Source organism: Marinomonas sp. PE14-40 (assembly GCF_051623805.1).
GTDB lineage: Bacteria > Pseudomonadota > Gammaproteobacteria > Pseudomonadales > Marinomonadaceae > Marinomonas.
The window spans coordinates 3,457,317-3,472,845 of sequence record NZ_CP130700.1 but is presented as its reverse complement, the minus strand read 5'-3'; the positions used below and the strand labels follow the sequence as shown (position 1 = coordinate 3,472,845).

Below are 15,529 nucleotides of genomic sequence, written 5' to 3'. Positions count from 1 at the left end.
AAGGCTTCAAAGTTAAACTTTGAAGCCTTTTTTTTATGACTTACTAGTAACCTAGATTAACTAGTCAGCATCACGAGCATTGATATAAGCACGCTCAGACACAGCATGCCATTTGCTCACTTTAGAGCGGAAATCCATGAAAGAGTCATATACTTTCTTACTCATTTCATCGCCTGCTGCCACTTCTTTCAAAGTCTCATCAGAAGCGGTACGCAATTGTGCTAACACTTCTTTCGGGAAAGGCTTAAGCTGAACGTTATGATCATTTACTAGGGTTACTAGTGCATCATTGTTCAGAGCAGTAAACTCATCAAGCATATCTTGGTTAGCTTGACGACCAGCGGCTTTAACAATCAGTTTAAGATCTGCTGGTAATGCTTCAAATGCTGTTTTGTTAACCATGGCTTCAAGCGTTGTACCTGGCTCGTGCCAACCTGGGTAGTAGTAGAATTTAGCCGCTTTATACAGACCAAACGCTAGGTCGTTATATGGACCAACCCACTCAGTCGCATCAATCGTACCTGTTTGCAAAGCGGTAAAGATTTCGCCACCAGGCAAGTTAACCGGTGTACCACCTACTTTTTTCAGTACTTCTCCACCTAGGCCAGGAATGCGCATTTTCAAGCCTTGGAAGTCATTAATAGAGTTGATTTCTTTATTAAACCAACCACCCATTTGTACACCAGTATTACCTGCTGCCATAGGGACTAGATTAAATGGAGCATATACCTCTTCCCACAGAGCCATACCACCGCCATGACTAACCCAAGCGTTGATTTCTTGTGCTGTTAAACCAAATGGAACCGCTGCAAAGAACTGTGCCGCTGGCGCTTTCCCTTTCCAGTAATAAGACGCACCGTGGCCCATTTCGGCTGTACCACGTGAAACAGCATCAAATACTTCTAGAGGTGGTACTAATTCACCCGCAGCATAAACTTTTACATTTAAACGTCCACCAGACATCTCTGTAATGTTTTTTGCTAGTTTCTCAGCACCTGTACCCAAACCTGGAAAGTTTTTCGGCCAGGTCGTTACCATTTTCCAGTTGATCACTTCGGCTTTAGTTTCAGCCTTTGCTTGCTCTTCAACTTTTTCACCACCGCCGCAAGCGACTAAGGTTGCGGCTGCTAACCCTGCAACCGCCCACTTTCCAAAACTTTTTGCTGTAAACATTTTGATTCCTCAGCTTTTATTGTTATTTATTTTGCTTTTATCAGCCTATTGATAAGGTCTAAAAAGTTAGCTTTGCCCATCTAAACGAAGCTAGTAAAACAAATACTAGGCGCACTAGCTCATTGTCTCAACTGATTTTTTTAACATTGTTCAAATTTATAGTGTTTGTAATTTAGCAAAGGCTAAGACAAGCCATTTTGTTCCTTCATCATCAAAGTTTACTTGTACTCTCGCTTGAGGCCCCTGACCTTCATAATTAATTACCAAACCTTCACCAAAAACAGGATGACTCACCCTATCGCCCATGCTGATATTGGTTTCAGGTACTTGATAACCCTCTAGCACTGAGTTGTTAGGACGTGCAAAATTAGGTCTATGGGTTGATACAGGTCGCGAGACTTGTGATCTTAGGCGCACTTCTTCCAGACAGTCGCTCGGGATCTCATTGATAAAGCGAGATGGGCTATTAAATGACTCACTGCCATGTAAACGGCGTGATTCAGCATAGGTAATATAGAGTTTCTCCATCGCACGTGTGATACCCACATAGCATAATCGTCTTTCTTCCTCTAAGCGCCCTGGCTCTTCAAAAGACATACGGCTTGGGAACAGGTTCTCCTCTACACCCGTTAAGAAAACAAGCGGGAACTCAAGGCCTTTCGCTGAATGCAAGGTCATCAACTGAATCGCATCTTGATACTCATCTGCTTGAGCCTCACCCGCATCAAGTACTGCTTGATCCAAAAAGGCCATCATAGGAGAGCTATATTCTTGCTCTTCCGTTTCAGTTTGAGTCCAGCTAAACCCACTAGCAGCACTGACCAGCTCTTTTAAGTTTTCAACTCTGGCTTCGCCTTTCTCACCTTTCTCTTTTTCATGGAAGGCTATCAGACCTACTTCTTGGATTAACTGCTCAAACACTTCACCTAAACCTAGATCATTACTTTGCACACTGTTCGTCATGCCATTCACTAGCCCAAGGAAAGCCTCAATAGCATTGGTCGCTCTTGCTGGAAGCAACTTTTGGCGTACAATTTCAGACGCAGCTTGCCACATAGAGCAGCCTTGATCTCGAGCTAGTTCACGAATTGTCCCTATGCTTCGCTCACCGATGCCCCTAGGAGGAACATTAATCACTCGTTCCATAGCCCCATCATCATTAGCATCTATCGCTAATCTGGCATAAGCCAAGGCATTCTTGATCTCTAATCTGTCATAGAATCGATGGCCACCATAAATACGATATGCCATTTGCTCACGCACTAAACATTCCTCTAAAACACGCGATTGCGCGTTAGAGCGATATAAAATGGCCATGTCTCTTAGGCTTGATCCATCATCACGCCATTTTTTAATAATGCTGAGAATAAATCTGGCTTCATCTTGCTCATTAAAACCAGCATAGAGGGAGATTTTTTCCCCTTCAGGGCTTTCTGTCCAAAGCTCCTTTCCTAAACGATCGTCATTATTCTTAATCAGACCGTTAGCCGCTTTTAGAATGTGGCCCGTAGAGCGATAGTTTTGCTCCAAACGAATCGTTTGTACCTCATTAAAGTGCTTAGTGAAGTTCTGTATGTTTTCAATTTTTGCCCCGCGCCAACCATAAATAGATTGGTCATCATCACCCACAGCAGTAATTGAGCCCTTATCACCCACAAGAATACGCAACCAAGCATACTGAATGCTGTTGGTATCTTGGAACTCGTCTACCAGCACATGTACGAAGCGTTCTTGATAGTGACGTAGCAAAGCAGGATTACCCAATAAGAGTTCGTGTGCACGTAATAAAAGTTCACCAAAGTCTAAGGTGCCATTACGTTCACAGGCTTCTTCATAGGAGTAATAAAGTTCACGCATACCTTTGGAAAAAGGATCATGACTATCAGGGACATGAGCAGCACGCCTGCCCTCATCTTTTTGACCATTAATAAACCAGCAAACTTGCTTTGGCGGCCAGCGAGTTTCATCGATGTTTTGTTCTCGCATGATACGTTTAACCATGCGTAGTTGGTCATCGCTGTCCATGATTTGAAAGTTTTCTTTTAGTCCAGCATCACGCCAATGAGCACGCAACAAACGGTGGGCCAAACCGTGGAAAGTGCCGACCCACATACCTTGAGGAGGTACCCCAACAAGCTGCTCTATCCTAGCCTGCATTTCTTTCGCGGCTTTATTGGTAAAAGTCACTGCCATTATGCTAAATGGCGAAACTTCATAAGCATGCATTAACCATGCGATTCTATGTACTAGAACACGTGTTTTACCACTCCCTGCCCCAGCTAGTATCAGGGTATTTTGCAAGGGAGCAGCAACAGCTTCTCGTTGTTTATCATTTAAAGAATCAAGAATAAAAGAAACATCCATTGAGCAGGTTCCGCCTTGCTAATTAAGTGGCTAAAAATTGATTTCATCTTTCTGTCACATAAAAAAACTACCATAGTGGTTGATTTTTGATCGATTTTACGGTCTTTTATGTGTTGTAACTTGTTGACCTCTATTTTGACTTTTTTCACCTGTCGATGACAGTGATCTGTGCATTTCATTGTCATTGAAATACATCAAAGGAAAAAACGATGAACAAACTAGCTACTGAGTTAAGTGAACTTAAAACAGAACTTTTACACGCATCTATCAGTTTTGATAATGAGAAAAGCGAGAAGCTACAAAAAGAAGACGGCGTACGCATGTTAAAAGCACGTCGTGCTATTGAAGCTTACCGAGAGCAAAAAAGCTTGTCTGATTCCATCTCAAGTGGATGGGATATTAACTAATTTCGCTCTGACAAGCGAAAAAAGCCAAGTTAATATCGGCTAATGCTCATTTTGTGATGTAACGTTAGTTTGCCTTAGCCAAATTAAGGTAACAATCAGAAACATCATGCCTTCCTATTGCTGTTTTACCCAGCAAGGTGTTTTTTCCGCCCTAAAAAAATATCTAATTCACTTACGTTTACATACGCTTTCCATTCACTGCAGACATTTGCTAGCGGTGCTAGACCTGTTGGAGTAACATAGCAGGGTTTTTTAAAGCGCTAATCAAATAGCACGCAATTAATAATTATAATAGAGCGAGTAACCCTTTTGGGGAGTCACCATGTTTGAGAACATTCAAGCTGCGCCAGCAGATCCTATTCTTGGTTTAAACGAGTCTTTTTCTAATGAAACTAACCCTAATAAGATAAATCTAGGGGTTGGTGTGTATAAAGATGAGCAAGGTAAAACACCCATTCTGCAAGCCGTTAAACAAGCAGAAGAAAGACTATTATCCAGTGAGACCAGTAAAAGTTATCTAAGTATTGAAGGCACTTCTCAATACCGTGAAGCAGTACAAAACCTTTTATTTGGTAAAGACCATCCAATTATTGCTAAAAAATTAGCCCATACTGCCCATACACCTGGTGGTACAGGCGCGCTGCGTGTCGCTGCAGAATTTATTAAAAAGCATATTCCAAATGCGACCGTTTGGGTCAGCAACCCGACTTGGGCTAACCATCAAGCCGTTTTCCAATCTGTCGGTTTAGAAGTGGCAAGCTACGCCTACTATGATGCAGTTAATAAAAGCCTAGACTTTGAAGCTATGCTTGCCAGTTTGTCTCAAATCCCTGAAGGGGATGTGGTACTTTTCCACGGCTGCTGTCATAACCCAACCGGCATAGACCCAACCGCAGAACAATGGCAGCAATTAGCCAACCTTTGTAGCAAACAAGGCTTTATGCCTTTGTTTGACTTCGCTTATCAAGGTTTTGGGGTAGGTTTAGAAGAAGATGCACAAGGTTTAAGAACCTTTACCCAGCAAGTTCCAGAAATGTTAATTGCCAGCTCATTTTCTAAAAACTTTGGTTTATATAATGAACGTGTGGGTGCTATTACTCTGGTTTGTGATACTGCTGAGCAAGTCGATATTGCGTTTACGCAACTGCAACGCACTATCCGTACAAACTATTCCAATCCACCAGCACATGGTGCAGCCATAGTGACAGAGATTTTATCTGATCCGGCACTGCGTAGCTTATGGGAAATGGAATTAGAGAGTATGCGTAAGCGTATTCATGAGATGCGTAGCTTGTTTGTTAGCACCTTAAGAGCTAACGGTGTAGATCAAGATTTCTCCTTCATTTCTCGTCAACAAGGCATGTTCTCTTTTTCAGGTTTAACACCAGATCAAGTTAGCCGCCTAAGACAAGAGTTCGCCATTTACATTGTTGGCTCTGGCCGAATCAATGTTGCCGGTATCACACATGAAAACATTAAACCTTTATGTGATGCGATTAGTGCCGTTGTTCAAAACAACTAACTAAAGCTATTAAAGTGCCTTAAAAGCAGCCCTTTTAATAAGGGCTGCTTTTTTTTTGCCTATCAATAAATTTCTTATGAATTCTTTTTTCTGACTTGTTCTAGATAGGCTTTAAGCATTATTCTGCCTTATCTAATTTAGTTAAGAACCTAAGGACTCTAACCTATGTCTGCTACTTTGATTTATTGCTACGACCCAATGTGTAGCTGGTGTTGGGGTTTTCAGCCCACTTGGAAAGCATTGCAGTTAGCACTTGAACCTTATATTGAAAGCGGAGAGATTCAAATCCAGCCCATGTTAGGGGGTCTAGCTGTTGATTCCAATGCACCTATGCCGTTACCGATGCAAACTAAACTTGCAGAGGTTTGGAAACAGATCGAAAACCAGTTAGGAACTAAGTTTAATCATAATTTTTGGCAAGACTGCCAACCTAGACGCTCTACCTATCCAGCATGTCGTGCATGCTTAGTAGCAAGGGACCAAAACTTAGAAAAAGAAATGTCAGCACAAATCCAGCAGGCCTACTACCTAAACGCACAAAACCCATCGGACCTAGGTACCTTAGCGCAATGTGCCACTAACATTGGATTAAAAGAAGATGGCTTTCTAAAAGCTATGGAACACTGCAAAAAAGCAGAAGTACTCGAACAGGAAGTTCAAATAGCGCGTCAATTAGGGCTTAATTCTTTTCCATCCATTGCCTTAGTAATGGCAAACCAAATGATTCAAATTCCGCTGGATTATCTTAATGCGGATCAAATGCTAACTGATATTCTAGCGGCATTAGCTCAATTAAAAAACGCTTAGTATTCAATCAAATAACTAAAACTCATTAGATATTCTAGTGAGTTTTAGGCTAAACCTAGTTTATTTATAACTTTCTCGTAAACCATATTAATAAAGATCTCCCCTATTCGATCGACTCGTATAAGGGGGTAAACCAATGTCTTTTTGCAAATGACTAGATAGGTTTGTCAACTGATCAAACTCTCTCTTAGATATATTTACTCCACTTAAATCATTGTTATTACTGTGTTTAGCAAGATTTTTTAAAATGTTTTTAAACGCTTTTTTAATAATCTCTAATATACTAATCAATAATGGGTACATGCTTGCATCTCCTTGTGTTTAGGCTTTTAATCATGCCTAAGAGAAGCGAAATACACGAACGCTAAAAACTAACGTTAAGAATAAGATAAACTTATGAGTTCTCAGCTATGGATACTAGAGTTACACATTTAAAAGCAATTCATTACTTTGCTGTTGCCAGTAAAACCTTAAGCTATACCAAGGCAGCACAAGAGCTGTTTGTCTCTCAAGCTGCAGTGAGCCAGCAGATCCGCCTCTTAGAAGAGCATCTTGGTAATAAGTTATTTTATCGTGCTGGGCGAGATATGCAGCTTACGACTCAAGGTCATATCTTAGCTGAGCACCTAGGAGAAGCTTTTTCTTTAATAGAGAAAGGTTTGGATAGAGTCAAAGCAGAACCTTTTGCAGGCAACCTAAGTATTATTTGTCCGCAGAGTTTTGCTTCTAGCTGGGTGATGCCCAAGCTTTGGCGCTTTACCGCTATGCATGATGAGATTACCGCTAGATTGCTCTGCTGTGATTACAGAGAAGACTTAAGAGCCGGTAATGCCGATATCGACATTACAACAGAAGTTGACTCTCAAAAGGACTGTCAGCAAATAAAGTTGCTGGAAACAAACCTAGTCCTAGTTGCCTCTAAATCCCTCGCTGAGAGTATTAAATTTCAGAGTATTGACGATTTACTAAAGTGTTGGTTAATACAAGCTGACGAAGCTGAATTTTCATGGTCTGCCTTTTTTACAGAATATGGAATTGATACCAATGTAAAACAAAAACTTTGGGCAGAGGTAGGCTCTTGGTATATGGGTATCAGCGCCGTAAAAGCAGGCCATGGAGTATTTATTTGTCCGGAAATAATGATTCAAGATGACCTTCTGTCCGGTGAACTAGTGCATGTTTTACCTCAACTTCCTTTTAGTAAAAGACTCACCTTTTACATGAATTATCAGGAGTTTTCGCCTCGTATCGAGCGTATCAAAGCATTTGAAAAATGGATTTTAGATGAGTTAGCAGGGGTAACAGTCGACCCATTTGACCACCGCCACCAAAGCTTAAAACCTATAACAGGCGAGCATTAGTGCTCGCCTGCCTAAATAGATTAACCAAAGTCGTGGTTAATTAGATCTAACATAGGGTTATAAAGGGGCTCATCTGTGCTGTCTTCTCGTTCTTTTTTACTACTTGTCGTCTCAGTACTTGTTTCATCTTTGTGAGTACTTACTTCTTCTTTAGACTTTTCAGAGCTTGTAAAACACTCTTTTTCTAACCAATTAAGGCTAACTTGAGTTTGGTTTAAACTTAGGTTAACAGCAAACCAATGATTAGCATCCTCAGCAAGACTTAGTAAATGGCCTGGTATCAAACCATGTAGATTACTCGCTTGATATGCTTGCCACTGGCTAATGCTAATTGGGCTATTACTGCGCACCCATAAGCTATGCCCGCCTTTATTAATAACAGCAGATAAATGCCCAGGGTTTAGCCTTTCTAAGGCTGATTTCATTTTCTCAGCATTCGCCCAAATAGATCGTGACATAGCGGCAAAGGCTTTTACAGGAGACTGATTTAATAATGGAATTAAAGCTAGCTGTAAATCTTCCCCAGGGCATAAACCAGCCACTGATAGCGCTTGAGCAAGTGGCTTTTCATAACGTCCCACTTGTAACCAAGCAATACTTGGTAAAGCATCATGTAGGCCTTCAAAACCGCCTATATAAGCAACTAAGCCAGTTTGATCTAATGACTTAAGACTCATAACAGCTTGCGGCCTATTCGGTAAATGTGAGCAAAGATCCCACTCAATACTAGGCAAGTCGTGCTTTTCTATCAGTGCATACCAACGACGTAAGCTAAGGTTACTTATTGCCTGTCCTGCGGGGAAAGAAAACTGACTAGGGAAGAGTAATAATTTAATCTCATCTTGTTCGATGATTTTATCCACCACATCGAGATCCACACCTCTTTCACCAGCATTTAGGCACACAGCTTCACGGCCTAGTGCTTGGACGGTATGCCTTAATCTATAATCACAGGGTGTTAAAATAAGTACCTTGTCACCCACTTGAGTAAGTGATTGCAGACTTTGCATCAGCAACTGGTTTGGATTATTTGCTAACCAAAGTTGATCTAACTTAGTTTGAACACCAAGTTGCTCTAGGTAATGGCTTAGCGCCTGACGTACAGCAGTTTCACCTTGAGGATGATGAATACTTAAATTATGGGGATTCAAAGAGAAAACATCTTGCTCTAACAGCTCGCTTGCCTGACAGGTCAGTGCCTTTTGATAGCTAATCTGCTCTTCTGGAGAAATGATATCTTTATCTTTAGAGTAATGGGGATGGTCTGCCGCCAACATAATAGCGGGACGAACCTGACTTTGATGGCAAACAAAGTAACCAGATTTAGGACGAGATTCGATCCAACCTTGTTGGCTTAGCAATTCATAACCATGAATCACTGTATTCAGGCTCATTCCTTGCTCTTTTGCCAGTTTTCTCAAGGATGGCATCTTATCGCCAGCCGTTAACTTATTTTGCTCGACTTGATCTTGAAACCAATCCACTAGCCCTTGATAAAGAAATTCAGCCACGGCGTTGTACCTTTTAAAATATTATTTGATAAAACTGTATCTAAAAGACTGGAAAAAACCAAGTAATGCCTGTTGGAATCAAGCAATATTTCTATTTAGGTCCTTAGAAACAAATTAGATAGCACCAGATAGATTCAAACTGGGTTACAATTTTGTCTCAGTTTTCGTTTTGTTAAGGACAGCTTTTCATTCATCATGATGCCATTTGACTCAATCAGCATACGTCAGCAGTTTCCTATTCTTGCTCAATTAGCCCATGGCCATCCCTTGGTCTATTTGGATAATGCCGCAACCACGCAAAAGCCAGAAGCGGTGTTAAATGCCATCATGAATTATTATCAAACCAGCAATGCCAATGTGCATCGTGGTTCTCATTTTTTAAGTGATAAAGCGACTAATGCTTTTGAACAGGCAAGACAAACGGTGGCTGATTTCATACAAGCACCTGAAAATAGTCATGTAATCTGGTGCAAAGGCGCTACAGAAGCCATTAACCAGGTTGCTTACGGGTTAGAGTCACAGCTAATGGCGGGTGATGAAATCCTTATCTCAAGCTTAGAGCACCATGCAAACCTTGTCCCTTGGCAACAACTAGCATTCAGAACGGGCGCAATACTGCGCTCGATTCCTTTTACCTCAGATGCCCAGTGGGAAACTGAGTACGCACACTATTTTAGTGATAAAACCAAAATACTCGCCTGTACTCAAATTTCCAATGCCATCGGCGTTAAGCTCCCTTTAGAGCAGCTCATCCAAGAAGCAAAAAGAGTCGGTGCGCTTACCTTAATTGATGGTGCCCAAGCTGTCGCTCATTACCCTGTTAATATGGCGCAACTAGATTGCGACTTTTACGTTTTTTCAGGGCACAAGATGTACGCACCAACTGGCATTGGCGTACTTTATGGTAAAGCAGCTGCGCTAGAAAAACTGACTCCCTTACAAACAGGGGGAGAGATGGTATTAAAGGTAAGTTTGCTTGAAACCGAATTTAATCAACTACCCTACCGCCTTGAAGCAGGCACCCCCCATATTGAAGGTGTCATAGGCTTAGCCTCTGCTTGCGAGTTTTTGATGCAACAAGACAGGCAAGCAATGCTCGATTGGGAGATAAGCCTAGCCAACCGTGTTAGACGTATTTTAATGAATGAGGCAGGTATTAAAGTCTATTCCCCCTCTAACAGCACTCTAGTTTCATTCTCCGTTAAAAATATTAACGTAACGGACCTGAACGCCTTTTTAGACAGTAAAGGCGTTGGCATTCGTTCTGGTAGCCACTGTGCCCACCCATTAATGGCTCAACTTGGTGTTAATGGCACATTAAGAGCTTCTTTTGCTTGTTATAACAATGAAAGAGATGCAGATCATTTTGTCGCAACTCTTTTGGATGCGATAGATTTATTGGCTGATTAAAACTTAGTGAATTGATATATAAAGAATTTTGGAATTTAAATTGAATACAAACGAGATCAAAGACACATTTAACCAATGTAAATCTAAAGAAGAGAGCTTTAGGGCATTAGTTAAAATAAGCAAAACGTTAAGTCGCTTAGATACAGATTTTAAAATAGAAGTGAATGCAGTGACAGGCTGTGAAAGTCAGGTGTGGTTGCTAGCACAAGAAGATAAAGAAACAGGTCTTTGGCATTTTCAAGCAGACAGTGATGCCAAGCTAATACGTGGTTTTTTAGCCATTATTTTAGCTTATGTAGAAGGATTAAATTCAGACCAGATTCAACAGCTTGATCTTCTCTCTCAGCTTAAAGATTTAAACTTAGAAGCCTATCTCACCAGCTCTCGTAACAATGGCATTCTAGCCATAATTACGAGAATAAAAGAATTAACGCAATAATCAGCGTTAAGCTTCTTGCGCAATTTCATCCGCTTTTTTTGTAAGCTTCTCCAATACACGACTCGCGGCCACAAACCCAAATGTCGCAGTAACCATGGTACAAGCACCAAAACCGCTGTTACAGTCCATCTTCTCGCCTCTTTCTATCTTACTTCTATCCATGCTAACACCGCCATCAGGGGTGGGATATCTCAACTGTTCACTAGAATATACGCAATCAATATCGAATCGGCGCTTAGGGTTACGGCTAAAATTATAGTGACGGCGTAAGAAGTTTCTTAATTTAGCTGCTAGCCTATCTTCCTCTGTACGAGAGAGGTCAGCAACTTGCACTTTACTCGGATCGACTTGTCCACCAGCACCACCAACGGTAATTAAGTTAACCTTATTACGCTTACACCAGGCCACCATAGCGGCTTTTGGCTTAATGCTATCTATGGCATCAATAACATAGTCATAATCACGGTCTAGGTGCTCCTGAACGCTTTCAGGGGTAACAAAGTCTTCAATGCAATCTATTTGGCAATCAGGATTGATGAGTTTTATTCTTTGCGCCATTGCTTCAACCTTAGCAACACCAATATTGCCATCTAGCGCATGGACTTGACGATTCACATTAGTAATACAAACATCATCCATATCAATCAATGTAATACGGCCTATGCCAGACCTCGCTAATGCTTCAGCGGCCCATGTGCCCACACCACCAATCCCCACAACACAGACATGTGCTTGAGTGAAATACTGATAGGCATTCACACCATATAAACGCCTAATACCACCAAACCTTTGTTCCACGCTCACAACCCAACCCCAACACTTATCTCAACAATAGGATCGCAACTTATTGCTAACTTGCTTAAAATGGAATTTTACGCAATTTTGTCGCGCAATCACAGCTAGCTTTTAGCTTTATGGAAGATGAGTGAATATGATTCAGCAAGCTTTTGATCAATTAGGCTTAAGCCCTAGAGAAACCCTGTTATATCAGACCTTATTGCAGCTCGGTCCAGCCTCTATCAGAGATATCGCAGATAAAAGTGGTATTAATCGCGGTTCAGCCTATGAATCTTTAAAACAGTTACAAGCCAAAGGGGTAGTGAGTTACTTTCCTAAAGGTAAACGCCGCTTTTTTAGCGCCGAGAATCCAGAAATTCTACTCAAACTTGCTGAAGAAAAACGCACTAACCTTGATAAGGCGATAGACTCCTTAAAGCATTCGATTATCCCTAACTTACACCAGTTACAACCAGATTATCACCATACCAATGTGAGGTATTATGAAGGGGATGAAGGTATTGAATGGGTACTAAGAGATATTCTAAATGTTGTTTCTGAGCAAGACAGTGATGAAAAAGAATATTGTGTTTTTTCTTCTAAGCCCATTCGACCTTTCTTGTACCGCCCTTTCCCTAACTTTACTAAGCAAAGAATCAAACTGGGTATCAAGGTAAATGTTATTGCGATTGGTGATGGTGGTGAAGATGCAGAACTTTCTGAGCGTAAATGGATACGGACTGAAGGTGCTGTTGACGCCAGTTACATAGCTATCTATCCACCTAAGTGTGCCATTATTTCTCTGGCCAGTGATAACTTCCCCTCTGCCGTGGTGCTTGAGTCTAAAGACATCGCTATGGCTCAACAAATTATCTTTAATACCTTGTGGGGATTGCTGTAAATTTTCATTATAAATCAGCAATAAAAAAGCCCCGTTTACCTAAGTAAGCGGGGCTTTTTTGAAACTCTCTTACGTAATCAGTTATTTCGAGCGAAATTGGCTGATAGTACGTAGTCGAGCAACGGCTTCTGCTAGCTGAGCGGTCGCACGAGAGAAATCGATATCTGAATTCTGTTGATTCAGCAATTCCTCTGCATGTTTCTTCGCTTCTAGAGCAGCCGCTTCGTCCAGATCATGGGCACGAATAGCGGTGTCTGCCAAGACGGTAATACGGTGTGGTTGCACTTCAAGGAAACCACCCGATACGAAGATAATATCTTCTTCACCGTTTTGTTTAACCACGCGAACAGGGCCTGGAAGCAGTGGAGTCAGCAATGGTGCATGTCCAGGTTTAATACCTAGATCACCAAAACTACCGGCTGCCACAAGAGTCTCTACCGATCCAGAGAAAATCTCTTGCTCAGCGCTTACGATATCGCAGTGTACTGTGATAGCCATAAGATGCCTCTCTATGTCAGGCTTAACCGGCAACTATCTAAGCCACCGGTTATGCATGGTTAAAGTTTCTTAGCTTTATCGACAGCTTCGTCGATGCTACCAATCATGTAGAACGCTTGTTCTGGCAATTCGTCGAACTCGCCATCAAGGATGCCTTTAAAGCCACGGATTGTATCTTTCAAAGAAACATACTTACCTGGCGCACCAGTGAAGACTTCAGCTACGAAGAATGGCTGAGACATGAACCGTTGGATCTTACGTGAACGGTTTACAGATAGCTTATCTTCTTCAGAAAGCTCGTCCATACCCAAGATCGCAATGATGTCTTTCAATTCTTTATAACGCTGCAATACAGTTTGAACGCCACGAGCTACGTCGTAGTGTTCTTGACCGATTACTAGAGGATCCAACTGACGAGAAGTACTATCTAGCGGATCGATCGCTGGGTAGATACCCAAAGATGCGATGTCACGAGACAATACAACAGTCGCATCCAAGTGCGAGAATGTTGTTGCTGGAGACGGGTCAGTCAAGTCATCCGCAGGTACGTATACCGCTTGGATAGATGTGATAGAACCAGTCTTAGTAGATGTGATACGTTCTTGAAGAACACCCATCTCTTCAGCAAGAGTTGGCTGGTAACCTACCGCAGAAGGCATACGACCCAACAATGCAGATACTTCAGTACCCGCCAATGTGTAACGGTAGATGTTATCTACGAAGAAAAGAACGTCACGACCTTCGTCACGGAACTTCTCAGCCATAGTCAAACCAGTCAAAGCAACACGTAGACGGTTACCTGGTGGCTCATTCATCTGACCGTATACTAGAGATACTTTATCGATTACGTTCGAATCAGTCATCTCATGGTAGAAGTCATTACCTTCACGCGTACGCTCACCAACACCAGCGAATACAGAATAACCACTGTGCTCGATAGCGATGTTACGGATAAGTTCCATCATGTTTACGGTTTTACCTACACCGGCACCACCAAACAGACCAACTTTACCACCTTTCGCAAACGGACATACAAGGTCGATTACCTTGATACCAGTTTCCAAAAGTGCGTTGTCAGAAGATTGTTCCGCATAGCTTGGAGCTTCGCGGTGGATAGCCCAACGCTCTTCTTCGCCAATTGGACCTTTTTCATCAATCGGATTACCCAGAACGTCCATAATACGTCCTAGAGTTTTGGTACCAACTGGAACAGATACTGGGTTGTTTGTATTTTCTACAACCAAACCACGCTTCATACCTTCAGTTGAACCCATGGCGATAGCACGTACAATGCCGTCACCTAGTTGTTGTTGAACTTCCAACACCAACTCTTTACCCTCGATCGTTAGGGCATCATATACTTTTGGCACATTATCACGTGGAAATTCCACGTCGATTACCGCGCCGATAATCTGTACGATTTGTCCGCTACTCATGTTCGGATCCTCTTAATACCTAAATACCTTAAACCGCTGCCGCGCCGCTTACAATCTCAGAAATTTCCTGAGTGATCGCTGCTTGACGAGCCTTGTTGTACACCAGCTGTAATTCATTAATGATATCACCAGCGTTATCCGTTGCGTTTTTCATGGCAAGCATACGAGCTGCTTGTTCACACGCAATGTTTTCAACAACTGACTGATATACTTGAGATTCAATATAACGAACTAATAAATCGTTCAGAATCTCTACAGCTTCTGGTTCATAAATGTAATCCCAGTGGTGCTGTAACTCTGCATTCTCTTCCGCATTAAGAGGTAGAAGTTGCTCGACTGTTGGTTTCTGAGTCATGGTATTCACGAACTCGTTAGAAACAACATAAAGACGATCAATTCGACCTTCATCAAATGCGTCCAGCATCACCTTCACACTACCTACTAGGTTTTCTGCTTCAGGTGCGTCACCTAATCCGGTAACAGCTGCTGTAACGTTTCCGCCGTAGTTTTTAAAGAATGAAACGGCTTTAGAGCCAACGGCACAGACATCGATTTCGACACCTTCGTTAGCAAACTGCTCCATATCTTTTAGGGTTTTCTTGAACACGTTAATGTTCAAACCACCACATAACCCACGGTCAGAAGAGACTACGATATAACCAACACGCTTCGCCTCACGCTCGGTAAGGTAACGGTGTTTATACTCAGGATTCGCATTAGCCAAATGGCCAATTACTTGGCGAATTCGTTCCGCATACGGACGAGAAGCGGCCATACGATCCTGAGCTTTACGCGTTTTACTTGCCGCTACTTTTTCCATAGCGCGAGTAATTTTACGCGTATTGTTAATGCTCGAAATCTGAGTGCGTATCTCTTTTCCGACTGCCATAATGAACTGCCCTTGTGAGAATGTTAATTCACAA

15 protein-coding genes are annotated in these 15,529 nt (G+C 41.9%); 7 read left to right on the top strand and 8 right to left on the bottom strand.

Going from position 1 to position 15,529, the window contains the following annotated elements; genetic code table 11:
• Positions 1-60: 60 nt before the first annotated feature.
• Together Q0A08_RS16090 and uvrD are read right to left on the bottom strand one after the other, a co-directional pair.
• Positions 61-1,173 carry a TRAP transporter substrate-binding protein gene (locus Q0A08_RS16090; protein ID WP_438462531.1) on the bottom strand — a complete coding sequence of 371 codons (1,113 nt, stop codon included), beginning with the start codon at positions 1,171-1,173 and terminating at the stop codon, positions 61-63.
• A 156-nt stretch (positions 1,174-1,329) separates the two neighbouring features.
• A complete protein-coding gene (uvrD, locus tag Q0A08_RS16085; RefSeq protein WP_438462530.1) occupies positions 1,330-3,537 on the bottom strand; it encodes a DNA helicase II in 2,208 nt (735 codons plus the stop codon).
• Between the two features lie 209 nt (positions 3,538-3,746).
• On the opposite strand from uvrD, the gene Q0A08_RS16080 reads away from it, so the two are divergent.
• From Q0A08_RS16080 to Q0A08_RS16070, 3 genes are all read left to right on the top strand, one after another.
• Entirely contained in the window at positions 3,747-3,944 is a 198-nt protein-coding gene (locus tag Q0A08_RS16080) for a PA3496 family putative envelope integrity protein (RefSeq protein ID WP_438462529.1), read from the top strand.
• A gap of 322 nt (positions 3,945-4,266) precedes the next feature.
• Positions 4,267-5,466: an amino acid aminotransferase gene (locus Q0A08_RS16075; RefSeq protein WP_438462528.1), complete on the top strand. Its 1,200-nt coding sequence runs from the start codon at positions 4,267-4,269 to the stop codon at positions 5,464-5,466.
• A 165-nt stretch (positions 5,467-5,631) separates the two neighbouring features.
• Positions 5,632-6,273 carry a DsbA family protein gene (locus tag Q0A08_RS16070; RefSeq protein ID WP_438462527.1) on the top strand — a complete coding sequence of 214 codons (642 nt, stop codon included), beginning with the start codon at positions 5,632-5,634 and terminating at the stop codon, positions 6,271-6,273.
• An 87-nt stretch (positions 6,274-6,360) separates the two neighbouring features.
• Here Q0A08_RS16070 and Q0A08_RS16065 read toward each other — a convergent pair whose 3' ends face one another.
• Complete coding sequence (locus Q0A08_RS16065; protein WP_438462526.1) at positions 6,361-6,576, bottom strand: hypothetical protein; 216 nt, start codon at positions 6,574-6,576, stop codon at positions 6,361-6,363.
• 107 nt (positions 6,577-6,683) lie between these two features.
• On the opposite strand from Q0A08_RS16065, the gene Q0A08_RS16060 reads away from it, so the two are divergent.
• A complete protein-coding gene (locus Q0A08_RS16060; protein ID WP_438462525.1) occupies positions 6,684-7,634 on the top strand; it encodes a LysR substrate-binding domain-containing protein in 951 nt (316 codons plus the stop codon).
• Positions 7,635-7,654: 20 nt separating this feature from the next.
• Here the strand turns inward: Q0A08_RS16060 and Q0A08_RS16055 are convergent, their stop codons facing one another.
• Positions 7,655-9,145, bottom strand: coding sequence for a GntR family transcriptional regulator (locus tag Q0A08_RS16055; protein WP_438462524.1), 1,491 nt, complete (start codon positions 9,143-9,145; stop codon positions 7,655-7,657).
• 195 nt (positions 9,146-9,340) lie between these two features.
• On the opposite strand from Q0A08_RS16055, the gene Q0A08_RS16050 reads away from it, so the two are divergent.
• Positions 9,341-10,555 (top strand): aminotransferase class V-fold PLP-dependent enzyme, encoded by a 1,215-nt coding sequence (locus tag Q0A08_RS16050; RefSeq protein WP_438462523.1) that lies wholly within the window; start codon positions 9,341-9,343, stop codon positions 10,553-10,555.
• Positions 10,556-10,595: 40 nt separating this feature from the next.
• Positions 10,596-10,994, top strand: coding sequence for a SufE family protein (locus Q0A08_RS16045; protein WP_438462522.1), 399 nt, complete (start codon positions 10,596-10,598; stop codon positions 10,992-10,994).
• Positions 10,995-11,000: 6 nt separating this feature from the next.
• Here the strand turns inward: Q0A08_RS16045 and tcdA are convergent, their stop codons facing one another.
• Entirely contained in the window at positions 11,001-11,798 is a 798-nt protein-coding gene (tcdA, locus tag Q0A08_RS16040; RefSeq protein WP_438462521.1) for a tRNA cyclic N6-threonylcarbamoyladenosine(37) synthase TcdA, read from the bottom strand.
• Between the two features lie 127 nt (positions 11,799-11,925).
• Here tcdA and Q0A08_RS16035 point away from each other — a divergent pair, with 127 nt between their 5' ends.
• The gene (locus Q0A08_RS16035; protein WP_438462520.1) at positions 11,926-12,672 is read left to right on the top strand and encodes a TrmB family transcriptional regulator; all 747 of its coding nucleotides are present in this window, start codon (positions 11,926-11,928) and stop codon (positions 12,670-12,672) included.
• 81 nt (positions 12,673-12,753) lie between these two features.
• Here Q0A08_RS16035 and Q0A08_RS16030 read toward each other — a convergent pair whose 3' ends face one another.
• From Q0A08_RS16030 to atpG, 3 genes are read right to left on the bottom strand one after another with little or no spacing between them, the layout of a single operon-like run.
• Positions 12,754-13,170 (bottom strand): F0F1 ATP synthase subunit epsilon, encoded by a 417-nt coding sequence (locus tag Q0A08_RS16030; protein ID WP_438462519.1) that lies wholly within the window; start codon positions 13,168-13,170, stop codon positions 12,754-12,756.
• A gap of 59 nt (positions 13,171-13,229) precedes the next feature.
• Entirely contained in the window at positions 13,230-14,606 is a 1,377-nt protein-coding gene (gene atpD / locus Q0A08_RS16025) for a F0F1 ATP synthase subunit beta (protein ID WP_438462518.1), read from the bottom strand.
• Between the two features lie 28 nt (positions 14,607-14,634).
• Positions 14,635-15,495: a F0F1 ATP synthase subunit gamma gene (gene atpG / locus Q0A08_RS16020; RefSeq protein ID WP_438462517.1), complete on the bottom strand. Its 861-nt coding sequence runs from the start codon at positions 15,493-15,495 to the stop codon at positions 14,635-14,637.
• Positions 15,496-15,529: the final 34 nt, after the last annotated feature.

Bases quoted from the DNA above. Each gene is read 5' to 3' on its own strand.
- Q0A08_RS16050 (WP_438462523.1), top strand. From the start codon at position 9,341: ATGATGCCATTTGACTCAATCAGCATACGTCAGCAGTTTCCTATTCTT.
- Q0A08_RS16060 (WP_438462525.1), top strand. From the start codon at position 6,684: ATGGATACTAGAGTTACACATTTAAAAGCAATTCATTACTTTGCTGTT.
- Q0A08_RS16080 (WP_438462529.1), top strand. From the start codon at position 3,747: ATGAACAAACTAGCTACTGAGTTAAGTGAACTTAAAACAGAACTTTTA.
- atpG (WP_438462517.1), bottom strand. From the start codon at position 15,495: ATGGCAGTCGGAAAAGAGATACGCACTCAGATTTCGAGCATTAACAAT.
- Q0A08_RS16035 (WP_438462520.1), top strand. From the start codon at position 11,926: ATGATTCAGCAAGCTTTTGATCAATTAGGCTTAAGCCCTAGAGAAACC.
- Q0A08_RS16075 (WP_438462528.1), top strand. From the start codon at position 4,267: ATGTTTGAGAACATTCAAGCTGCGCCAGCAGATCCTATTCTTGGTTTA.
- Q0A08_RS16065 (WP_438462526.1), bottom strand. From the start codon at position 6,576: ATGTACCCATTATTGATTAGTATATTAGAGATTATTAAAAAAGCGTTT.
- Q0A08_RS16090 (WP_438462531.1), bottom strand. From the start codon at position 1,173: ATGTTTACAGCAAAAAGTTTTGGAAAGTGGGCGGTTGCAGGGTTAGCA.
- uvrD (WP_438462530.1), bottom strand. From the start codon at position 3,537: ATGGATGTTTCTTTTATTCTTGATTCTTTAAATGATAAACAACGAGAA.
- Q0A08_RS16030 (WP_438462519.1), bottom strand. From the start codon at position 13,170: ATGGCTATCACAGTACACTGCGATATCGTAAGCGCTGAGCAAGAGATT.
- Q0A08_RS16070 (WP_438462527.1), top strand. From the start codon at position 5,632: ATGTCTGCTACTTTGATTTATTGCTACGACCCAATGTGTAGCTGGTGT.
- atpD (WP_438462518.1), bottom strand. From the start codon at position 14,606: ATGAGTAGCGGACAAATCGTACAGATTATCGGCGCGGTAATCGACGTG.